We start from the raw sequence: 20,406 nt of genomic DNA, 5'->3' as shown, positions 1-20,406 counted from the left end.
CGGGCTTTGGATTTGAGCCCGGAAGCGACAGCGGGTTCAAAGCGCGTCCAAGCTTCCGGGATCTGATGGCATTTACGTTCCAGCCACAAAATATCGTAGCTAACCCTGATGTTATGTTTTTCAAGGCGGATACGACTGAACATCGAGAGAAACTGAAAACCATATTTCCCTATATTTTGGGTGCAGTCACAGCGGACGTGCTGCAGGCTCGCTTTGAGTTGGAGCGTCTGCAACGCATCTTGCGGCGCAAGGAAGCCGACTTAAAAGCGATCACCTCTACAACGTCCGCATGGCGATTGGAATCCAGATCATGGGTACGTCAGGCCGTCGAATTTGGCCTTCTTCCACCGGATCAAGTCATTCCCGAGGAGTGGCCGGACATTGTTGATCTGCTACGCAAGATCATCGCTTCTAATGGTAGGTCTGAGCTGCTGCCGGTTTGGTGGACACCGAGATTAAGGTGTTTCGCGAGATTGGAGGATGCAAATGACGCGACGACAGTTCAGCCGGGAGTTCAAGCTGGAGGCGGTCCGGCTAGTTAATGAACGTGGGATTTCATTGGTGCAGGCCAGCCGGGACCTGGATGTGGGCGAAAGCATTCTGCGACGATGGATCAAGGAGGTTACCTCGGATCCTGGGCAGGCATTTCCGGGCCAGGGCCAGCTCAAGCCGGATCAGCAGGAGATAGATCGTCTGCGGCGTGAGGTCGCAAAGCTCAAGGCGGAGCGCGATATCCTAAAAAAAGCCGCGGCCTACTTCGCGAGGGAGTCGATATGAAATTCGGCTTCGTGGCGAAGCATCGAGGGATTTGGCCGGTGCGGTGGCTTTGCGAGGCGCTCGGTGTCTCACGCAGTGGATTCCACGCCTGGCTCACCCGATCGCCCAGCGCTCGGGCACGCAGCGACGAAATTCTCGGCGCGCACGTCAAGGCCAGCTTCGTCGGCAGCGACCGGACCTATGGCGCCCGGCGCGTCTGGCATGACGTCCTGGCCGAGGGTGACGTGTGTGGCTTGCACCGCATTGAGCGGCTCATGCGCGAGCAAGCCTTACGGGCCCGACCGCGCCGCAGAGGCCTGCCATCCGACAAGGGCGAGCGGAACGAGGCGGCTGCCAACGTGCTGGACCGCCAATTCGTAGCTACAGCACCGAACCAGAAGTGGATCGCCGACTTCACCTATCTTTGGACGGCAGAAGGTTGGCTCTACGTGGCTGCCGTCATTGACCTTTTCTCGCGTCGTGTCGTGGGCTGGTCGATGAGCGTCACGATGACAGCTCAGTTGGTGGCCGACGCGTTAATGATGGCGATCTGGCGCCGCGGCAAACCAGATGCGTTGATGCATCATTCGGACCAGGGAAGCCAATACAGCAGTGAACAGTTCCAGAAGCTCTTGGCAGATCATAACGTTAGTTGCAGCATGAGTCGGTCAGGGAATGTCTGGGACAATGCGGCAATGGAGAGCTTCTTCTCCTCGCTGAAAACTGAGCGAACAGCCCGCAAGGTATATCGCACGAGGGACCAGGCTCGAGCCGACGTATTCGACTACATCGAACGGTTCTATAATTTACGCCGACGCCACTCGACCATCGGCTATCTCAGCCCTATGGAATTCGAGCGGAACAAAGCGTCAGGCTAAGGTGCGTGTCCACCAAACCGGCAGCAGCTCAGTCTGCAGCGCCGAGCCTAGAAGGGATCGACGTTGCTCTTGAAAGACTTGCGGAACTAAGGCGCGACGAAGTGGCGTTTGCTGAAGCACTTTCAGGTCATAGGCAGAGGATGAACGAATTGCGACGGCTGCGCGAAAGCACGGATGCCTATGGTGGCGCGATACGCATCCAGCGGGATCGGCTTTCGATTGCTGGTTGGCTCAGGAGCTTAGAGCAGGATGTGAGAGATCCTCTCGTAACGCTCGGGTCCGGTGATCGGGACCAGTTGGCTGTCCTCTGCGATGCTCTCGAGGGACTAGAAGCCCAGCTGCAAGCACACCCCAGCATGTCAGAGCAACTAGACAAGGAGGTATTTCGCCAGAGAGGGATGGCCGAGGGTGTCCTTGCTGAACTGAACCAGACGCGGCGGGAAATTTCGGCATTGGAAAGGCTCTCGGAAGAGGCGCGCGAGCAAGCTGACCACTTTTATCATGTTGAAAGATTTGTCGGTCGGCTCGAGCAGGCGTTGAAGCTGTACGATTCGGTAGATGAAACATCTGGACTGCACGGGGAAATTTCGGACTTGCAGGTCCAAATTAAAGACGTAGCTGGCAAGGTGTCCGATTATGAGATCACCCGAAGGACAAACAACGCGCTGGACCGAATCCAGGGCTTTAGCAGCGAGTTAATGCCGCATTTAGACGGCGAATACCCCAATGCTCCTATGCGCCTTGTAATTCCTGAGCTGACGATCCAGGTAAAACGAGGAATTCGTGACGACTATCTTTGGGAGATAGGAAGCGGCGCTAACTGGCTAGCTTACCACGTGGCTCTAACACTTGCACTTCAGAAATTCTTTCTAAGCGATACGTTGGCTCCCGTGCCTGGGCTATTAATCTACGACCAACCCAGTCAAGTCTATTTTCCGAAGCGCGCTGCTATTCGTGAGCAATCCGACATTCCCGAAGTTATCGAGTGGAAGGATGAGGACGTCGCTGCCGTCCGCAAAGTGTTCGCTCTTTTAGGTAGGGCAACTGAGGCTGCGCAGACGCGGCTACAAGTAATTGTTTTGGACCATGCCGACGACGGAGTTTGGGGTGGATTGCCTGGGATTCACCTCGCCGCAGAATGGCGCGATCATTCACCTGAGCAGGAACGAGCTCTGGTGCCAGTCAGTTGGCTGTTCTGAACAGGGCGGCTGGCCCGGCGATGTCCACTTTGGAATGAAGATATATTTTCCGTCTACACGTAAGTTCAGGCGACAAAGCGTCCTTGATCTGCCGTTTCCTCATCCAGCTCGACGGTCAATTGCGCTCTATGATATTATCGTGAGACAGACTGACGTATCAGAGCCGATCGTGCAGCCATTTATGCATATATCATCGGTTTCCCGCCGCCGTTGTCCGCAGTAGTCAAAACGCAATGAAGGGGTCCTCGTCCTTTGCTAAATGCTAGATCGATAGTGCTCAGGACGACAACGCTATTGAAGATCGACCCTGGGGCCTTCCAAGTGCGATCGAGCGAGGTCCAGATCCGCACCGACCATTGGGGAGCGGCCGAGGGCCGCGAGAATGCCACCCATCTTCTGTGCGGCGTCTTGCGTCACTGACGCTGGCCTCTCGGCCCCCTCCGGCTACGACGCGTGCGAAGACCCAATCATCACCATCACCCCGTCACCATCTCCGTTCGATACTTCCCCAACAACGACCCGACCTTCGTCTGCCGCGCCGCGACCGCCTCCGGCGTCAGCTTCGGCACCGAGGACGTCCGGCTCTCCACGATATCGCCAACCTCCAGAAAGAACGCGTCCAGCCCCGCCGGTGTCGCCAGGCACAGCATTCGCGCGTCGCTGGTGCCCAGGTTCTTGAAAGAATGCGGCGCGTTGGCCGGAATGTTCACCGTCGATCCCGCATGCACGGTTGTCGTCTCACCCCGAAAGGTGAAGGCCAGCTCACCCTCCAACAACGTGAACATCTCCTCGAAATCATGCCGATGCGGCGGTGGCCCGCCACCGGCCGGCACATGCATGTCGATCAGGCAATAGCGCCCGGCCGTATCCGCGCCGCTGACCAGGATGGTGTAGATATCGCCCGCGATCGCAACATGGCGCATCGTGGCGCCATCCACATGCGCGACGGTCAAAACCCGCGCGAGGTCGTCATCGGGAATAGGATCGGTCATGCGGGCAACTCCTGCAATGAACTAAATCCGCTCCATCAAAGCCCGCGCGGCGGCGGGGTTGCTGACCTTATGCCCGCTGATGACGTAGAGATAGACATCGCGCGCCACGCCATCCGCCTTGGCCGGCGCAACCGTTTCCAGGTCCTTCGGCGCATCTCCCGCAGCCCAAAGCTGAGCACGCTTCGCCCATAGGTCGAGCGTCTGGGCCGGATAGCCGAGCGGTTCGCCCTCCTGCGTGCCCATGATGCGGGCATAGACGAAAGGCGCGGTGATGTCGGCGATTTGCGGAAACTCAGAATCACCCGCCACCACGGCGGCCACGCCATAGTCTCGCAGCATGGCGAGAAACTCCGGATTGCGGAAACTCTCGTGCCGCGCTTCCACGACATGGCGGATCGCCCGACCCTCCACCGTTTTAGGCAGCAGCTTCAGAAACCCCTCGAAATCCACAGCATCGAATTGCTTCGTCGCCATGAACTGCCAGTTGATCGGGCCGAGCTTGTCCTTCAATTCCAGCACGCCGCTCTTGAAGAATCGCTCGATGGACTCTCCGGCGTCGGCCAGCACGCGGCGATTGGTGGAATAGCGAGACGCCTTGAGGGAGAACACGAAGCCCGCCGGCGTCTCATCATGCCATTTGCGAAAGCTCTCGGGCTTTTGCGAGCCGTAATAGGTGCCATTGACCTCGATCGAGGTGAGGTGCCCGGCGGCATATTCCAACTCGCGCTTCTGCGGCCATTTGTCGGGGTAAAAGGGCCCGCGCCACGGCTCATAGGTCCAGCCGCCGACGCCGATCCGAATGCTGCCGCTCGCTGTGCTCGCCATGCCCGCAATCCTCTCATGCCGTGGTCGCGCGACGAGGCTAGTCCTTCGGCTGGCGATAGGCGATGCAGTCGATCTCGACCTTGCAGTCGATGACCATGCTGGAGACGACGCAGGAGCGGGCAGGGGGGGCGGCGCCAAAATATTCGGCGAAGACCTTGTTGAAGGAGGAGAAGTCGCGCGGATCATCCAGCCAGACGCCGCAGCGGATCACATCGCCAGCCTCGAACCCGGCTTCCGCCAGAATGGCCAGCAGGTTCTGGATCGCCTTGTGGGATTGGGCGACGATGCCGCCTTCGATGACCTCGCCCTTCTCCATCGCGACCTGGCCGGACACGTGGAGCCAGCCATTCACGAGCACGGCGCGTGAAAACGGCAGATGCTGGCCACCGGCACCCTTGCTGCCCTGACTGCCGATGCGCTGGATCGTCATAGTCTCTCTCCGAAGCGGAATGATCTGCAATATCAGACGCGCGTCCGATAGGGCGGAGGCTATACTGGCGTCGATCGGACCCGGCAACCGAGGCCAGGCCGGTCCGCGCATCACGACCGCACGCATTCGCGAAAGAGCCTCTCATGACCGTCCCCGTTCCCCTGCTGCACACGACGATGCTGCTCGATGACCGGCTGCGGGGCATGCCGCCGGGCACGTCTGATCTGGCGATCTCGGAGATCAGCGCGTGTGGCTGGCACCCGGCGGATGGCGCGATGTCTCTGCCCGTGCTGACGCTGGATCTCGCAGCCTACGCCCATAACCGTGATGCGATGCTGCGCTATGCGCGCGAGCAGGGCGTGGCGATGGCGCCGCATGCCAAGACGCCGATGGCGCCGGACCTCGCAGCCGATCTGGTGCGTGCCGGGGCCTGGGGCACGACGGTCGCCGATATCCGGCAGGCGACGGTGATGCTGCGGGCCGGTTTGCATCGGCTGATCCTGGCCAATGGCATCGGCGGTCGCGGGGGTGCCGGCCGCCTCGCGGCGCTGCTGCGCGACCATCCAGCGGCGGAGCTCTATCTGTTCGTCGATTCCACGGCCGTGATCGATGCCCTGGCGGCGGTCTGGGCGACCGAACCCACGCTTGCGCCGCTGCGTCTGCTGGTGGAAGTCGGTGCGGCACGGGGTGGCGCGCGCGATATGGCGGCGGCGCGCGCCATCATCGCGGCCATTCAGGCGACGGAGGGGCGGCTGCGCCTCGCGGGCGTCGGGTCCTATGAGGGTGCCGCGACTCAGCCGACGCCGGAGCGCACGGAGGTTGTGCATACCGCGCTGTTTCAGCTCGCTGCGGATGTGCTGGCGGAGGTGCGCGCCAGCGTCGGGCCGGGTGAGCCCCTGGTGCTGACCGTCGGCGGATCGCTGTTCTTCGACCGCGTTCTGGCGGCGCTGAAGCCGGTCGCGGCGGCGGATGGCGCGACCACGCTGGTGCTGCGCGGCGGCGCCATCTTCTTTCATGACCACGGCGTCTATCAACGCGGTTTGGCGGCGCTCGACGCCCGCCACGGTTTCGTGCTGGGCGGTGAGGTGGCTTCGGCCGGGCAGGTGTTCCGCCCCGCCCTGCGCGTTTGGGCGGAAGTGCTGTCGCGGCCGGAGCCTGACCTCGCCGTTTGCGGCCTGGGCATGCGCGATGTCGCCTCCGATCAGGATTTGCCGCAACCCTTGACGCTGTTCCGGGACGGCGCGCCGGCGGGCGCTCTGTCGGGCATCGCGAGCGTGACCAAGCTCAACGATCAGCATGCCTTCATGGAGTTGACGTCTGGCGTCGATGTGCGCGTGGGCGATGTGGTAGAGTTCGGCCTGTCGCATCCCTGCACCAGCATCGACCTCTATCGCTTTATTCTCGGGGTGGACGAAGCCGGCATCGTGCGCACGGCCTTTCCCACCTTCTTCGGCTAGGCCAGCGCAATGGGTCCCGAGACCTTGATCCGTGGGGCGCGCGTGGTGGATGGCACCGGCGCGCCCTGGTTTCGCGCCGACCTGCGCATCTCGTCGGACGGCCGCATCGCCGCGATCGGACCCGCGCTTTCGGCCCACGCCGATGAAACCGTCATCGACGCGGCGGAGGCCTATCTCGCACCGGGCTTCATCGACGCCCATTGCCATGACGATTTGATCGGCTTGCGGGAGCCGACGCGGCCCGAAAAGCTCGCCCAAGGTGTCACTACCGTCGTCGTCGGCAATTGCAGCTTCTCGCTCTATCCCGCCGTGCCGACCTCACGGGAAGCGCTGCGCGCGCATTTCTCCTCCCTGCTCGGGGACACCCGGCCGGAGGAGGTCTTCGACGATCTGGCGGCGTACCGCGCCGCCTTGCACGCGGGGGGCATTGCGCCGAATCTCGTCTCCCTCGTCGGCCATGCAGCGCTGCGGCTCGCGATCGTGGGGCAGGAGGCGCGACCGGCGCGGGAGGCGGAGATCGCATCCATGCAGGCGCTGCTGGCGCGGCAATTGACGCAGGGCGCGGCCGGGCTTTCGCTCGGCCTGGTCTATCCCCCCAGTGCCTATGCCGACCGCGCGGAACTGCTGGCTTTGGCGGAAACGGTGCAGGCCCATGGCCGGCTGTTGACCGCGCATGTGCGCAGCTATGAGGCAGGGTTGCTCACGTCGATCGCGGAGTTCCTCGACCTCTTGCGCGCGTCGGGCGCGGCTGGACTGCTGTCGCATCTTCAGGCAGCGGGGCGGCCCAACTGGGGCAGCATTCCGGCGGCCTTGCAGATGCTGGAAGCGGCGCGCGCGGAGGGGATCGATGTCTCCTTCGACATGTATCCCTATCCCGCCGGCAGCAGTTACATGCTGCAGCTTCTGCCGCCGGCGGCGCAATCGGGCGGCATGGTCGCCCTGCGGGCACGGTTGCGCGATCCCGAGCAGCGGGCCGGTCTGAAACGCTGGGTCGAAGAGGGTGGCGCGGATCCGCATCAGCAATCGAAGGTCTCGCTGATCGGCTGGGGCAATGTTCGCTTGTCCGCCATCGGCGATGCGACGTTGAAGCCGCTGGAGGGCCTGTCGATGACCGACGCGGCAGCACGGGTTGCGATGACGCCCTTCGATCTCATGACCGCCTTGATCGAGGCCGATGATGGGCAGACCGGCATCGTGCTGTTCCAGCTCGATGAGTCCGATCTGCGGGCGGCCTGCACCCATTGCCTGCATATGTTCGGCTCCGATGGTTTGCCGCGTCCGGGCACGAAACCGCATCCGCGTGGCTTCGGCGCGTTTCCGCGCGCCATCCGGCGGCTCGCCTGTGAGGAGGGTTGGTTCTCCCTGGAGGATGCGGTGCGGCGCATGACCAGCATGGTGGCGCAACGCTTTGGGCTCGGGGATCGCGGTGTGCTCCGGCCCGGGATGGTCGCGGACCTCGTGTTGTTCGAGGCCACGATCGCGGACCAAGCGACCTTCGATGAGCCGACCCGCCTGGCGGCCGGCGTGCGCCAGGTTTGGGTCGCGGGTGAGACGGTGTTTGCCGAGGGCCAGCCGACCGGCCGCTTGCCGGGACGGTTGATCTAAGACCGCATTCTCGATTTGACTGAGATCGAATTGAGGGGAACTGTGCGAGGGCGTCACCGCAGGTACGTTGAAGGTCAGGAAAGCCGATCATGACAAAGCAGCTTCATCTTGGGGCCTTCATGCGCCCGGTCGGCATCCATACGGGATGGTGGCGGTATCCCGGCGCCTATCCGGATGCGAATTTCAACCTCACGCATCTCGTGCGTTTCATCCAGACGCTGGAGCGGGCGCGGTTCGACGCCTTCTTCATGGCGGATCACCTCGGCGTTCTGAACATGCCCATGTCGGCGCTGAAGCGCAGCGGGACCGCGACATCCTTCGAGCCGCTGACCCTGCTCTCCGCGCTGGCCATGGTGACCGAGCGGATTGGCCTGATCGCGACGGCCTCCACGACCTTCGACGAGCCCTATCATATCGCCCGCCGCTTTGCCTCGCTGGACCATATCAGCGGCGGCCGGGCCGGCTGGAATATCGTCACGACCTCCAATCCCGATTCCGCGCTCAATTTCGGACGGACGGAGCATGTCGAGCATGACGAACGCTATCGTCGGGCGCGCGAGTTCTATGCCGTCGTCACCGGCTTGTGGGACAGTTGGGACGATGACGCCTGGATTCGCGACCAGGAGTCCGGCATCTTTTTCGACCCCGACAAGCTGCATGTGCTCGATCACAAAGGCGAGCATCTGTCGGTGCGGGGTCCGCTGAACATCGCGCGGCCCATCCAGGGCTATCCCGTCATCGTGCAGGCCGGCGCGTCCGAAGCCGGACGGCAACTTGCGGCCGAAACGGCGGAGGTGATCTTCGCCAGCAGCCGAACGCTAGAGGATGGGCAGCGCTTCTATGCCGATATGAGGGCCCGCATGATCGTGCAGGGCCGCGAGCCCGCGCATCTCAAGATCCTGCCGGGTGCGCTGGTGACGGTGGGACGTACGCGGGCCGAGGCGCAGGACAAGCAAGCGCTGCTCGACAGCCTCGTGCATCCGGATAGCAGCCTGCCGAACCTCTCCATGCGCCTCGGCGTCGATGCCGCGCAATTCGATCTGGATGCGCCTTTGCCGGAGATACCGCCCTCGAATGCGAGCCAGAGCGGGCGAGACACGCTGGTGGCCCTGGCGCGGCGGGACAATCTCACCGTGCGGCAACTCGCTGACATGGTCGGGGGTCACGGCGGGTTGCAGATGGTGGGCACGGCCGAGGATATTGCAGACACGATGCAGCAATGGCTGGAGACGGAGGCCTGCGACGGCTTCAATATCATGTTCCCGACGGTACCCTCCGGGCTCGATGACTTCGTGGATATGGTCGTGCCGGAATTGCAGCGCCGGGGCATTTTCCGGACAGCGTATGAAGGGACCACGTTGCGCGACCATTTGGGTCTGCCGCGACCGGCGAACCACTTTGGCTGAGGTAATGGCCAAACCCGTCACGATATACGGCATCAAGGCCTGCGACACGATGAAGAAGGCTCGCGCCTGGTTGGACGCGCATGACGTTTCCGTCGCCTTCCATGATTATAAGGTGAGTGGGATCGACCAGCCGACTTTGGAGCTTTGGGCGCGGCAGGTGGGGTGGGACACGCTGCTGAACCGCGCCGGCACGACCTTCCGCAGACTCGCCGAGGCGGAGAAGGCGGGGCTGGACGAGCGTCGCGCCATCGCCCTGATGCTGGCGCAGCCATCGATGATCAAGCGACCGGTGCTCGATATCGGCGGCGCCCTGACCGTTGGATTCAAGCCGGACAGCTACGCCAAGGCGGTTGGGATGGGTAAATAGGCGGAGTGCGCTGCGCAGTCCGCCGTCTTTTTACGACCACATGATAGGGATTCTGGCGGAGAGGGTGGGATTCGAACCCACGGTACGCTCACACGCACAACGGTTTTCGAGACCGCCCCGATCGGCCACTCTGGCACCTCTCCCGCAGGCGGCGGCTTATAAGGAGGATCGCCGCCCGCTGCAACCGCCCGGAAGACCGGGTTAGGCCATGACCTCGTAATTGGCGAAACGACCGTCCGGCAAGGTCGCGTCGGCCATCGCGGTCTGGCGAGAGGGGAAGGCCGCCTGGGGCCCAAAGGGCCGCCAGCCAACGCGCGATTCGATCCGCGCCGCGGCGCCGCGCACCGCGCCTGCGTAATGCTCCAGCGATTCACGCACGCGCAGTTCCGGCATGATGATGCTGATCGTCATCTCACAGATCCCTGAAGCATTGGTGATCGGCGCCGCGATACAGGCAATGCCCTCATCCGTGCCGCTCAACTGGCTCGCATAGCCGAGGCGACGCGCCTCGTCGCTGAGGGCCACGAACTGCTCAGGGTCCAGCGGCGCGCGGCCGGTGGCGGAAGGCACGGCGTTTTCGCGGAAGATCGCCAGCCGCTCATGCTGCGGCAGATGGGCTAGGAAGAACCGGCCCGACACGCTCCAGTTGATCGGAACGCGCGCACCGATACGGCTGGACACGCGCAGGTTGCGCGACGCCTCCGCCATGTCTTGGATGACAACGAAACCTTCGTGACGGGCGCAGATCTGCACCGTCTCGCCCAGCTCCTGCGCCAGGCGCCGCATCTCCTCCCGCGCTTCGCGCAGCAGATCGACATTGCGACCATAGGCGAGGCCATATTGATACATGCGGCTGCCGAACCACACGGCGCCGGCGGCGTCACGTTCCAGCAAGCCGGCCTGCACCAGGGCATCGACGACGCCGTAAATGGTCGAAACCGGCGCGCGGATGGCTTTTGCGAGGTCATAGGCGGAGGTCGCCTTGGCCTCTACCACCAATCGGTCGAGCACCTGCGTCGCGCGCAGCAGGCCGCTCATGCGCGATCGCGTGCTCGCGGTGGCTTCCTCAGTGACATAGGGATCTATTTCGGCGTCCATGGCCTCGCTCCTCCCCACCGAGAAGTGCCAGGGCTAGGCGCTTCGACGGCGATCAGTTCGATCCGGCTTCACACGCCGGTACATCGGCCACCTATGTGCGCATTACGCGCTCCAGTGCAACCACCTGTCTTAGAATGCTACATCCGCCCGATGGCGGCGACCAGCGAAAAGCTGCTGTCCACGCCTCGCTACTTTTGGCGGTTACGTTGCAGTGCAACATAAATGACCGGCGTCGTGTAGAGCGTCAGAAGCTGGGAGACGATCAGACCGCCGATGATGGCAATGCCGAGGGGGCGCCGATACTCCCACCCGATCCCGAAGGAGAAGGCGAGCGGCACGGCCCCCAGAAGTGCGGCCAAGGTCGTCATCAGGATCGGCCGGAAGCGCGCGAGGCTCGCTTCCTTGATCGCCTGGATGGGCGACAGGTTGCGTGTGCGCTCGGCATCGAGGGCGAAGTCCACCAGCATGATGGCGTTCTTCTTGACGATGCCCATGAGGAGGAAGATGCCAATGATGGCAATCACCGAAAGTGGCGTGCTGGTCAGCAGAAGTGCGAGAAGCGCGCCGACGCCCGCCGATGGCAGGGTCGAGATGATCGTCAGCGGCTGAGTGAGACTTTCATAGAGTACACCGAGCACGATGTAGATCGCGCCGAGTGCCGCGAGCAGCAGGATGACCTCGGACGATCCCGATTGTTTGAAAATCTGCGCATTGCCGGCGAAGCCGGTGTGGATATCGCCGGGCATGAAGATGTCCTGCACCGCCTGTTGCACCAGCGTGGTGCCAGCGCTGAGCGGCGAGCCGGGTTTGAGGCTGAAGCTGACAGTCGCTTCCGGGAACTGACCCTCATGACGCACCGTCAAAGGCGCGCTGCCACGCTCGAACCGTGCGACGGCGGAGAGAGGCACCTGCTTTCCGGTGTCGCTGCCGACATAGACGCGGTCTAGCTGTGACGGGTCGAGTTGGAGGCCCGGCAAGGCCTCCAGCACGACCTTGTACTGGTTGCGCTGCTCGTAGATCGTCGAAATCTGGCGCTGCGCATAGCCATTGTTCAAGGCTTGGTCGATGTCGGCCAAGGAGACGTTCAAGCGCGACGCGGCGCTGCGATCGACCACCACACTGGCTGCCGGGCCGGCACGATCCTGGTCACTGGAAATATCGACCAATTGCGGGATAGTCTTGAGCTTGTCTTCAAGTTTCTGCGCCCAGAGCTGCAACTCCGCCAGATTGTCGCCGCTCAGAACGAAGTCGTAATCGCTCGCACTTTGCCGGCCGCCGGTGCGCAGATCCTGCTCCGCCATCAGAAATGTCTGGATACCCGCGATGCCTGCCAAGGGTTTGCGCAGGCGGGCGATGACGACGTCTGACGAGACATGCCGTTCGCTCATCGGTTTCAGGGCGATATAGAGGTTGCCGCGATTGAGGGAGGCGAAGCCGCTCGCGACGCCGATCCGCGAGCCGACTTCGGCGATGGCGGGGTCCTTGAGCAGCACATTGACCACACGCCGCTGCAATACCTCCATGGCGCGGAACGAAATGTCGGGCGACGCCGTGGTCTGGCCTTGCAGGAGGCCGGTATCCTCATTGGGCAGGAAGCCCTTCGGCACGATGACATACAGCCACACGGTGAGAACAACGGTGCCGAGCGTCACCAGATTCATCAGGATGCGATGGCGGAGCACCCATCCCAGGCTGCGTCCGTAGCCGCGCAGCACGGCGCGAAAGCCAAGTTCGAACCAGATACCAAGGCGGCGGCCGAGGCGCTTATGCGGCGCGCGGGAACGATCATGAACCTCCGCCCGCAGGAACCAACCGCAGATCATCGGCGTGACGGTGAGGGACACCACGGCCGAGATGGTGACGGACATGACGAGCGTGACCGAGAATTCATGGAACATGCGTCCCATGATGCCGGGCATGAAGATCAGCGGACCAAACACGGCGACCAGGGAAATGGTGATCGACATCACCGTAAAGCCGATCTGGCGGGACCCGCGCAGCGCCGCCCGCATCGGCGACATGCCGCGTTCGATATGGGCGTGGATATTCTCGATCATGACGATGGCGTCATCGACGACGAAGCCCACGGAGATCGTGAGGGCGAGGAGCGAGAAGTTGTCGATGGTGAAGCCCAGCAGCCACATGCCAGCAAGCGTGCCGGCCAGCGACAGCGGAATGGTGACGCCGGCCGCGATCGTCATCACAGTACGGCGCAGAAACACGAAGACCACGGCGAGAACCAGCACGACCGTGAGGAGAAGCGTGTACTGCACGTCATTGACGCTGGCGCGGATCGTGGTCGTGCGGTCGGCGAGGATGGTGGTGTGAATGCCACTCGGCATCAGCTTCAGGATCTCGGGCAATAGGGTCTTAACGCCATCGACCGTCTTGATGACGTTAGCGCCGGGCTGCTTGGTGACGTTGAGCAGGATGGCGGCCTTCTTGCCGTCCCAGGCGGCGAGCCGCAGCGTGGCGACACTATCGATGACGTGGCCGAGGTCACCCAGGCGTAGCACGCCCGATTTCCCCGCCGTGACGACGAGGTTGCGGTATTCGACCGCGGTCTTCAGTTGTCCGTTGACCATCAGGGTGGAGGCCCGCTCCGGCCCTTGGATGCTGCCGATGGGCTGGACGACATTGGCGTCGCTGATGATGGTATCGATGTCCTGGGCAGAGAGGCCGGACAGAGCCACGGCGGTCGGGTCGAGCTGCACGCGCACGGCCGGCTTGTCGGCGCCGCTTTCATCGATATTGGCGACACCCTCGGCCTGGGACAGGCGCTGCACCAGGATGGTATCGACGGCATCGAAGATTTGGGACGTCGACAGCGTATCGGACGTGAGCGCGATCGTCAGGACCGGCGCGTCAGACGGATTGAACTTGCGGTAGTAGGGCGCACTGGGAAGATCGGCGGGCAGATCAGCCTCGGCTGCGTTAATCGCCGCCTGCACATCGCCTGCCGCGGCATCGACGTTGCGATCGACATCGAAGATGCAAATAATCGAGCTTGAGCCGGTGGAATTGATCGAGGTGAGTTCTGTGATCCCGGCGATCTGCCCGAGATGGCGCTCCAGCGGTGCCGCGATGGAATTCGCCATCGTCTCGGGGCTCGCGCCCGGCCGGCTCGCGAAGACCACGATCGCCGGCAGGTCCATGTTGGGCAGGGACGCGACAGGCAGAAACTTATAGGCGACGGCGCCGGCCAGCAGCAGGCCGATCGCCAACAGAATGGTGCCGACCGGACGCCGGATGAAGGGTGATGAAATCGACATATGGCGGGTGCGACGGCTCTAGGCCGCCGGGCGCGGCGCGGCGCTGGCAGTGCTGCGGCGGCGCGGATCGCGGCGCAGACGCTCCATCGCGAGGTAGATCACCGGCGTCGTGTACAGCGTCAGAAGCTGGCTCAGGATCAGTCCGCCAACGATGGTGATGCCCAAGGGGCGCCGCAACTCCGCGCCTGCGCCGCCTTCGATAATGAGCGGCAAGGCGCCGAGGAGGGCGGCCATGGTGGTCATCATGATCGGGCGGAACCGCAGCAGGCAGGCCTGCTCGATGGCCTGGGCCGGGGTCCGGCGACCGCCACGCTGCGCCTCGATCGCGAAATCGATCATCATGATCGCGTTCTTCTTCACGATGCCCATAAGAAGCACGACGCCGACCAAAGCGACGATCGAGAGGTCGTTGCCGGTCACCATGAGGGCGAGCAGGGCGCCGATGCCGGCCGAGGGCAGAGTGGACAGGATGGTGATCGGGTGGATGGTGCTTTCGTAGAGCACGCCCAGCACGATGTAGATGACCACGATGGCGGCGAGGATCAGCCAGGGCTCGGATGCCAGAGAGCTTTGGAATTCCGCCGCGTCACCCGAGTAACTGCCGCTGATCGTGCTCGGCACGTCGAGTTCGGTTTCCGCCTGGCCGATGGCATTGACCGCCTGCCCGAGGGAGACGCCGGGCGCCAGGTCGAAGCCGATGCTGGCGGCGGGAAACTGCTCGTCATGACTGATGGACAGCGGCGAATTCTGCCGCGTGATGGTGGCGAAGGCGCTGAGCGGAATCTGCGCCGTGACGCTGGAGGTGGTGGGTGTCGTCGTCGTGCTGGCGGTGTTGGAACTGCCGGACCCGACCGTCGTGCTGCTGGAGGACGCGGTGGAGGATGTCGTGCTCGTCGTGTTCGATGAACTGGTCGCATTGCCAGGAAAGCGCAGGGTGTAGAGCAGGTCGGGACTGGTCGCGAAGGCGGGGTCGACTTCCTCGATCACGCGATACTGGTTGGTCTGGCCGAAGATCGTCGAAATCTGCCTTTGCCCGAAGGCATCATACAGAATGTTTTCGACCGTCTGCATCGACACGCCGATGCGCATGGCCATGGCGCGATCGACAGTGATGGCGATGCCGCCACCATCGTTCTGTTGGTCGCTGCTGACATGTTCGATCTGCGGCAGCGTGGATAGCTTGGCGACCAGCTTGGGCACGAAGGCGGCAAGCTCGGTCTTGTCGGTATCCGTCAGTTCATACTGATAGGCCGTGCGCGTGATGCTTGTACCCAGCTGAATGTCCTGCACCGGGCGGTAAAAGACCGTGAGGCCTGGAATGTTGGACGCGGCATCGCGCAGGTCGTCCACGATGCGATCCACGCCCGGCCGGCTGCCGATGGGCGCCAGCGTGATGGTGATCTGGCCCACATTGGGTGTCGCGTTCACCGTGCCGGTGCCGACGACGGAGGTCACGTTTGTGACGCCCTTCACTTGGCGGAAGGCATCGGCCGCCTTGTTCTCAAGCGCGATCATGGCGGGAATGGAAATCGCCTGGGTCGCCTCGGTCACGGCGATGACGGAGCCTGTGTCCTGCTCGGGCAGAAACCCTTTCGGGATGGCGATATACAGCAGCACGGTGCCGACCAGCGTGCCGGCGGAAATCAGCAGCACCAGAGCCTGGCGGCGCAGCACCCAGAGCAGCGTGACGCGATAGAAGCGCAGCACCTGGCCAAACCCCGCATCCGTCATCCGCGCGGGCCATGCCTGACGCTCCTTCACGACGGGGCGCAGCAGCCGGCCGCACATCATGGGCGTCAGCGTGAGGGAGATGATGGCCGAGACGATGACGGCGACCGACAGGGTGACGGCGAATTCGTGGAACAGCTTGCCGACAACGCCGGACATGAACAGCAGCGGAATGAAGACGGCGATCAAAGACACCGTCAGCGACACGATGGTGAAGCCGATCTGCCGGGCGCCGCGATAGGCGGCCTGCATCGGCGGCACGCCTTCCTCGATAAAGCGCACCACATTCTCGATCATGACGATGGCGTCATCGACCACGAAACCGCTCGCGACCGTCAGGGCCATGAGCGACAGGTTATCGAGGCCGTAGCCAAGGAAATACATCACGCCGAAGGTGCCGATCAGGGACAGCGGCAGCGCGACGCCGGGGATGATGGTCGCCCGAATGGAGCCGAGGAAGAGGTAGATCACCAGCACGACGAGGATCACGCTGAGGATGAGCGTGAACTGCACATCCGAGACTGAGGAGCGGATCGTCGTCGTGCGGTCGCTGACGAGGGTGATCTTGACGCCGCCAGGCAGGGATTTCTCCAGTGTCGGCAGCATCTTCTTCACGGTATCGGCGGTGGCGACGATATTGGCGCCGGGTTGCCGCTGGATCGACAGCACCACCGCTTCATGGCCGTTGTAGCGCACGTCGGTATGGCTGTTCTCCAACCCGGAGACGACATGCGCGACATCGCGCAGATGCACCGGGGCGCTGTTGCGCCAGGCGATCACCAGATCGGAATAGGATTGCGCCGTTTCCAACTGGTCGTTGGCGGCCAGGGTGAAGGACTGGTTGGGGCCGTCAAAGCCGCCCTTGGAACCGTTCTGGTTGCCGTTATCGACGGCGGTGCGAATGTCTTCCAGTGACAGGCTATAGGCCGCGAGCCGGGCCGGATCGACCTGGATGCGGAAGGCCTGACGTAGGCCACCCAGCACCGTCACCTGGCCGATGCCCGAAATCTGGCTGAGCTTGGGCTGCAGCAAGGTCGAGGTCGCGTCGGCGATGGTTTGGAGCGGAACGCTGTCCGACATCAGGGCGAGGGTGATGATCGGCGAATCCGCCGGGTTCACCTTGGCGTAGATCGGTGGATAGGGCAGCGAGGTCGGCAAGGTTCCGGCCGAGGCGGTGATGGCGGCCTGCACGTCCTGGGCGGCGAGATCGATGTCGCGGGTCAGCGCGAATTGCAGCACGATCTGGCTGAGACCTTCGGAACTGGTCGAGGTCATGCCCTGCACGCCTTGGATTTCACCGAGTTGGCGTTCCAAAGGTGCAGTGATCAGGGTGGCGATCGTATCCGGCCCAGCGCCCGGGAGCTGCGTCGTCACCTGGATGGTCGGAAACTCGACCTCCGGCAGGGACGATACGGGCAGCGACATATAGCCGAGCAGACCGGCGAGCAGCACCGCGACCGCAAGCAGAGCGGTCGCGATCGGCCGGGCGATGAAAGGCGCGGAAACATTCACCGTTATTGGGCCGGCGATGGGGTCGCGGAGGTCGCGGCAGCGGGCGGCGCTGCTGCGGTTGTCTTGGCGCGTGCCGTGGCCGGCACGATCTTGACCTTGGAGCCGGTATTGAGGCGCGAACCGCCTTCCAGCACGACCTGTTCACCCGCGACGAGGCCGCTTTCGATCACCACGGTCTCGGCACTTTGTTGCCCTAGCGTGACGGTCTTCTGTACCGCCTTGCCGTCCGTGCCGATGGTATAGACGAAGCTGGAGGTGGGGCCGGTCTGCACCGCCGCCGGAGGGATGGTCAGCACGCCCTTCAGCACCTTCACGGTCAGCCGCGCAGTGACGAAGCCGCCCGGCCAAAGATGCAGATCCTTATTCGCAAAATAGGCCTTCAGCTTGACCGTGCCGGTGGTGCTGTCGACCTGATTGTCGATAACGTCCAGCGCGCCGGTTTCCAACGGCCCGGTGGCGGTGTCGTTGCCTTCGGCACTGACCGAGACCGGCGGTTTGCCGACGGCCATCGCGTCCACGATGGCAGGCAGATTCTGTTGCGGCAGGGTAAAAACCACGGCGATCGGTTGGATCGTCGTCAGCGTCACAATGCCGGTGCTGGCGCCGGCCTGGACGATATTGCCCAAATCGACGTTGCGCAGGCCGACGCGGCCCGCCACAGGGGCGGTGAGCGTGGTGTAGCTGAGCTGGGTCTGTGCGGATTCGATCGCGGCTTGATCCTGGATGATCTGCGCCTTGCTTTCCGCGACCGTCGCACGCTCGTCATCGGCGGTCTGCTTAGGCGTATAGGCGCTTTGCGCGAGCTGATTGTAGCGCGCGAGGTCGCGCTCCGCACCGGCCAGCGTCGCCTGGTCCTGCGCAAGCTTGCCGCGATCCTGATCGAGCGTCGCCTGATAGGTGCGCGGATCGATCTGCGCGAGCACATCGCCCGCCTTCACATCCTGCCCCTCGGTGAAATTGATCGCCGTGATCGGGCCGGTGACCATGGGGCTGATGGTAACGGTATTGGAGGCCTGAACGGTGCCGAGCGCCGTGAGCACGACCGGCACGTCTTGCGCGGTGACGACTGCCACGGTGACAGGCACGGTGTCGTTCGCACCGGCCTTCTTGCTGCGCTGGGCATCGGCGGCGGTCATGCAGACCACGGACGCGATGGACACAGCGGCCAACCCTCCCACCAGCCACAGGCGGCGCGCACGTTTATTGGAAAGATCGGTCGTCATGCGGCGGCTCACGGAATGATGGAGGGGTTGAGGATGGGAACCGGCTGGGCGGTGACGGGCGTTGCCTGCTGCCAGCCGCCGCCCAGGGCCTTGAACAGCGCTACAAGCGCCTGGAACCGCGCGAGCCTGACAGAGACGAGCGTGTTTTCATCCGTCAGCTCAGTCTGCTGAGCGGTCAGCAAGGTCGTGATATCGACCGTCCCGGCCTCAAGCTGGGCGCGGGCAATCTTCGAGGCGAGCTGAGCCTGCGCGACGGCGGCCTGTTCCAGCGTTTCCTGCTCCGCCGCGTAATGAGTCTGGGTGAGAGCCGTTTCGACATCGGTATAGGCTTGCAGGATCGCCTGTTCGTAGGCGGCGCGATCCTCCCGCATGATGGCGCGGTTCTCGGCCACCTGGCCGGACAGGGCCCCGTTGTCGAACAGTGTCTGCGCCGCATTGGCTGCGGCGTTGAGCACCAGGGATTGCGGCGCGAACAGGCCATTGATGGCCCCATTCTCCCAGCCGCCCGACCCGGTGAGGGTGAGGGATGGGAACAGCGCCGCGCGGGCGGCACGCGTGCTGGCGGTGGCGGAGACCAACGTCGCCTCGGCTTCCGCCACGTCAGGCCGGCGACGCAGCAGATCGGCCGGCATGCCGGGGATCACGACCGGGGAGGGGATGGTGGTCAGCGTCCCCGCCTGAATGTGGATTTCCTCGGGCGGTCGGCCGACCAGAATGCCGAGGGCGATGACTTCCTGCTGCTCCAGCGAGACAAGGTTGGGGATATTCGCGCGCTGCCCGGCGACCAGCGCCGCCTGCTGCGACACGTCGAGCATCGAGGCGGTGCCGGCATTCAGGCGGCCGTTCTCCACGTTCAACAGCGTCTGCGCGAAGGCCAGGTTGCGCTGTGCGACGTCAAGCTGATCCTGATAGGCGAGGGCCTGAAACCAGGTGTCTGCGACGTCGCTGACGACGGTCAGGGCCGTGACTTCGGCGGCATAGCGGGCCGACATAGCGCTTGCTTCTGCCGCGCGGAAGGTCGCGAGGTTCTTGCCCCAGAAGTCGATCTCATAAGACGCGGACAAGGTGGCGCTGTAGGTGCGGGTGTCGATGACGCCGCGCCCGACGGTCGCCGTGGTGCTGCCCGTGCTGCTGGTACCGGTGCTGAAGCTGGTGCCGTTCGTCTGGGACCAGCTCGCGCCTGCGCCACCGCTCACGGTGGGCAACAGCGCGCCACCCGCGACCCGCACGGCGGCATCTGCCGCCGATACGGCGGCGATGGCGCTTTGCAGGTTGAGGTTATGCGCCTCGGCCTGGGCGATGAGGTCACTGAGTTCGGGGGAGCCGAACCCCTCCCACCACACGGTGCTGGGCCAGACCGGCGCCAGCGACGAGGCGCCCGGCGAGGTGAAGCTGCCGGGCGTGTCGAGTTGCGGGCGATGGTAGTCGGGTCCGACATCGCAGCCCACAAGGGAGGCAACCGGCAAGACGCTGAGAAGTAGTCGACGAATCACTGAAGCCCCTGTTCTGTCGGCTGCCGCCGGAGCGGGATGATTAGAGGCGATTTGTAACAGTGTGGTGTCTGCCGCGTGTTGTAACAGTGGCGCGTGAGGTTATCGCTGCTTGCTCGGCGGCAGGCTGGCGAGAACCTCACCTCTCATACGCGCCCAGACCCCACC

At 63.5% G+C, this 20,406-nt stretch carries 15 protein-coding genes and 1 tRNA gene; 7 read left to right on the top strand and 9 right to left on the bottom strand.

Annotation, left to right across the window (positions count from 1 at the left end; all coding sequences use genetic code 11):
* The first annotated feature begins 65 nt into the window (after positions 1–65).
* The 3 genes from QP803_RS09240 (at position 66) to QP803_RS09230 (ending at position 2,833) form a co-directional block, all read left to right on the top strand.
* Positions 66–542 carry a hypothetical protein gene (locus QP803_RS09240; RefSeq protein ID WP_284947474.1) on the top strand — a complete coding sequence of 159 codons (477 nt, stop codon included), beginning with the start codon at positions 66–68 and terminating at the stop codon, positions 540–542.
* A protein-coding gene (locus QP803_RS09235) for an IS3 family transposase (RefSeq protein WP_284944463.1) occupies positions 487–1,634 on the top strand; the annotation gives its coding sequence in 2 pieces (ribosomal slippage) (positions 487–745 and positions 745–1,634; 1,149 coding nt in all). The genes QP803_RS09240 and QP803_RS09235 overlap by 56 nt, the downstream gene beginning before the upstream one ends.
* 5 nt (positions 1,635–1,639) lie before the next feature.
* Positions 1,640–2,833, top strand: coding sequence for a DUF3732 domain-containing protein (locus QP803_RS09230; RefSeq protein WP_284947473.1), 1,194 nt, complete (start codon positions 1,640–1,642; stop codon positions 2,831–2,833).
* A 476-nt stretch (positions 2,834–3,309) separates the two neighbouring features.
* On the opposite strand, the gene QP803_RS09225 is transcribed toward QP803_RS09230, so the two are convergent.
* The 3 genes from QP803_RS09225 to QP803_RS09215 are packed head-to-tail and all read right to left on the bottom strand — an operon-like array spanning position 3,310 to position 5,080.
* Positions 3,310–3,825 carry a cupin domain-containing protein gene (locus tag QP803_RS09225; protein WP_284947472.1) on the bottom strand — a complete coding sequence of 172 codons (516 nt, stop codon included), beginning with the start codon at positions 3,823–3,825 and terminating at the stop codon, positions 3,310–3,312.
* A 21-nt stretch (positions 3,826–3,846) separates the two neighbouring features.
* Positions 3,847–4,650: a DUF72 domain-containing protein gene (locus QP803_RS09220; protein ID WP_284947471.1), complete on the bottom strand. Its 804-nt coding sequence runs from the start codon at positions 4,648–4,650 to the stop codon at positions 3,847–3,849.
* Positions 4,651–4,687: 37 nt separating this feature from the next.
* Positions 4,688–5,080 (bottom strand): RidA family protein, encoded by a 393-nt coding sequence (locus QP803_RS09215; protein WP_284947470.1) that lies wholly within the window; start codon positions 5,078–5,080, stop codon positions 4,688–4,690.
* A gap of 143 nt (positions 5,081–5,223) precedes the next feature.
* Between QP803_RS09215 and QP803_RS09210 the strand changes: the two genes are divergently transcribed.
* The 4 genes from QP803_RS09210 to QP803_RS09195 all read left to right on the top strand — a co-directional run bounded on the left by QP803_RS09210 (position 5,224) and on the right by QP803_RS09195 (position 9,915).
* Positions 5,224–6,537: an alanine racemase gene (locus QP803_RS09210; RefSeq protein WP_284947469.1), complete on the top strand. Its 1,314-nt coding sequence runs from the start codon at positions 5,224–5,226 to the stop codon at positions 6,535–6,537.
* A 9-nt stretch (positions 6,538–6,546) separates the two neighbouring features.
* Positions 6,547–8,142 carry an N-acyl-D-amino-acid deacylase family protein gene (locus tag QP803_RS09205; RefSeq protein WP_284947468.1) on the top strand — a complete coding sequence of 532 codons (1,596 nt, stop codon included), beginning with the start codon at positions 6,547–6,549 and terminating at the stop codon, positions 8,140–8,142.
* Between the two features lie 89 nt (positions 8,143–8,231).
* Complete coding sequence (locus QP803_RS09200) at positions 8,232–9,548, top strand: LLM class flavin-dependent oxidoreductase (RefSeq protein WP_284947467.1); 1,317 nt, start codon at positions 8,232–8,234, stop codon at positions 9,546–9,548.
* Positions 9,549–9,552: 4 nt separating this feature from the next.
* Positions 9,553–9,915 carry an arsenate reductase gene (locus tag QP803_RS09195; protein ID WP_284947466.1) on the top strand — a complete coding sequence of 121 codons (363 nt, stop codon included), beginning with the start codon at positions 9,553–9,555 and terminating at the stop codon, positions 9,913–9,915.
* A 53-nt stretch (positions 9,916–9,968) separates the two neighbouring features.
* Here QP803_RS09195 and QP803_RS09190 read toward each other — a convergent pair.
* The 6 genes from QP803_RS09190 to QP803_RS09165 all read right to left on the bottom strand — a co-directional run bounded on the left by QP803_RS09190 (position 9,969) and on the right by QP803_RS09165 (position 20,241).
* A tRNA-Ser gene (locus QP803_RS09190) sits at positions 9,969–10,058 on the bottom strand.
* 58 nt (positions 10,059–10,116) lie between these two features.
* Positions 10,117–11,013, bottom strand: a complete 897-nt coding sequence (locus QP803_RS09185; protein ID WP_284947465.1) for an IclR family transcriptional regulator — start codon at positions 11,011–11,013, stop codon at positions 10,117–10,119.
* A gap of 188 nt (positions 11,014–11,201) precedes the next feature.
* Positions 11,202–14,285 (bottom strand): efflux RND transporter permease subunit, encoded by a 3,084-nt coding sequence (locus QP803_RS09180; protein ID WP_284947464.1) that lies wholly within the window; start codon positions 14,283–14,285, stop codon positions 11,202–11,204.
* Between the two features lie 18 nt (positions 14,286–14,303).
* On the bottom strand, positions 14,304–17,525 hold the full coding sequence (locus QP803_RS09175) for an efflux RND transporter permease subunit (RefSeq protein WP_284947463.1): 3,222 nt from the start codon (positions 17,523–17,525) through the stop codon (positions 14,304–14,306).
* Positions 17,526–17,527: 2 nt separating this feature from the next.
* On the bottom strand, positions 17,528–18,748 hold the full coding sequence (locus QP803_RS09170; RefSeq protein WP_284947462.1) for an efflux RND transporter periplasmic adaptor subunit: 1,221 nt from the start codon (positions 18,746–18,748) through the stop codon (positions 17,528–17,530).
* Between the two features lie 8 nt (positions 18,749–18,756).
* Positions 18,757–20,241, bottom strand: a complete 1,485-nt coding sequence (locus QP803_RS09165; protein ID WP_284947461.1) for an efflux transporter outer membrane subunit — start codon at positions 20,239–20,241, stop codon at positions 18,757–18,759.
* Positions 20,242–20,406: the final 165 nt, after the last annotated feature.

It is taken from the genome of Acidisoma sp. PAMC 29798, from assembly GCF_030252425.1.
Taxonomy (GTDB): Bacteria; Pseudomonadota; Alphaproteobacteria; order Acetobacterales; family Acetobacteraceae; genus Acidisoma; species Acidisoma cladoniae.
This window is presented reverse-complemented; position numbering and strand designations above follow the sequence as displayed.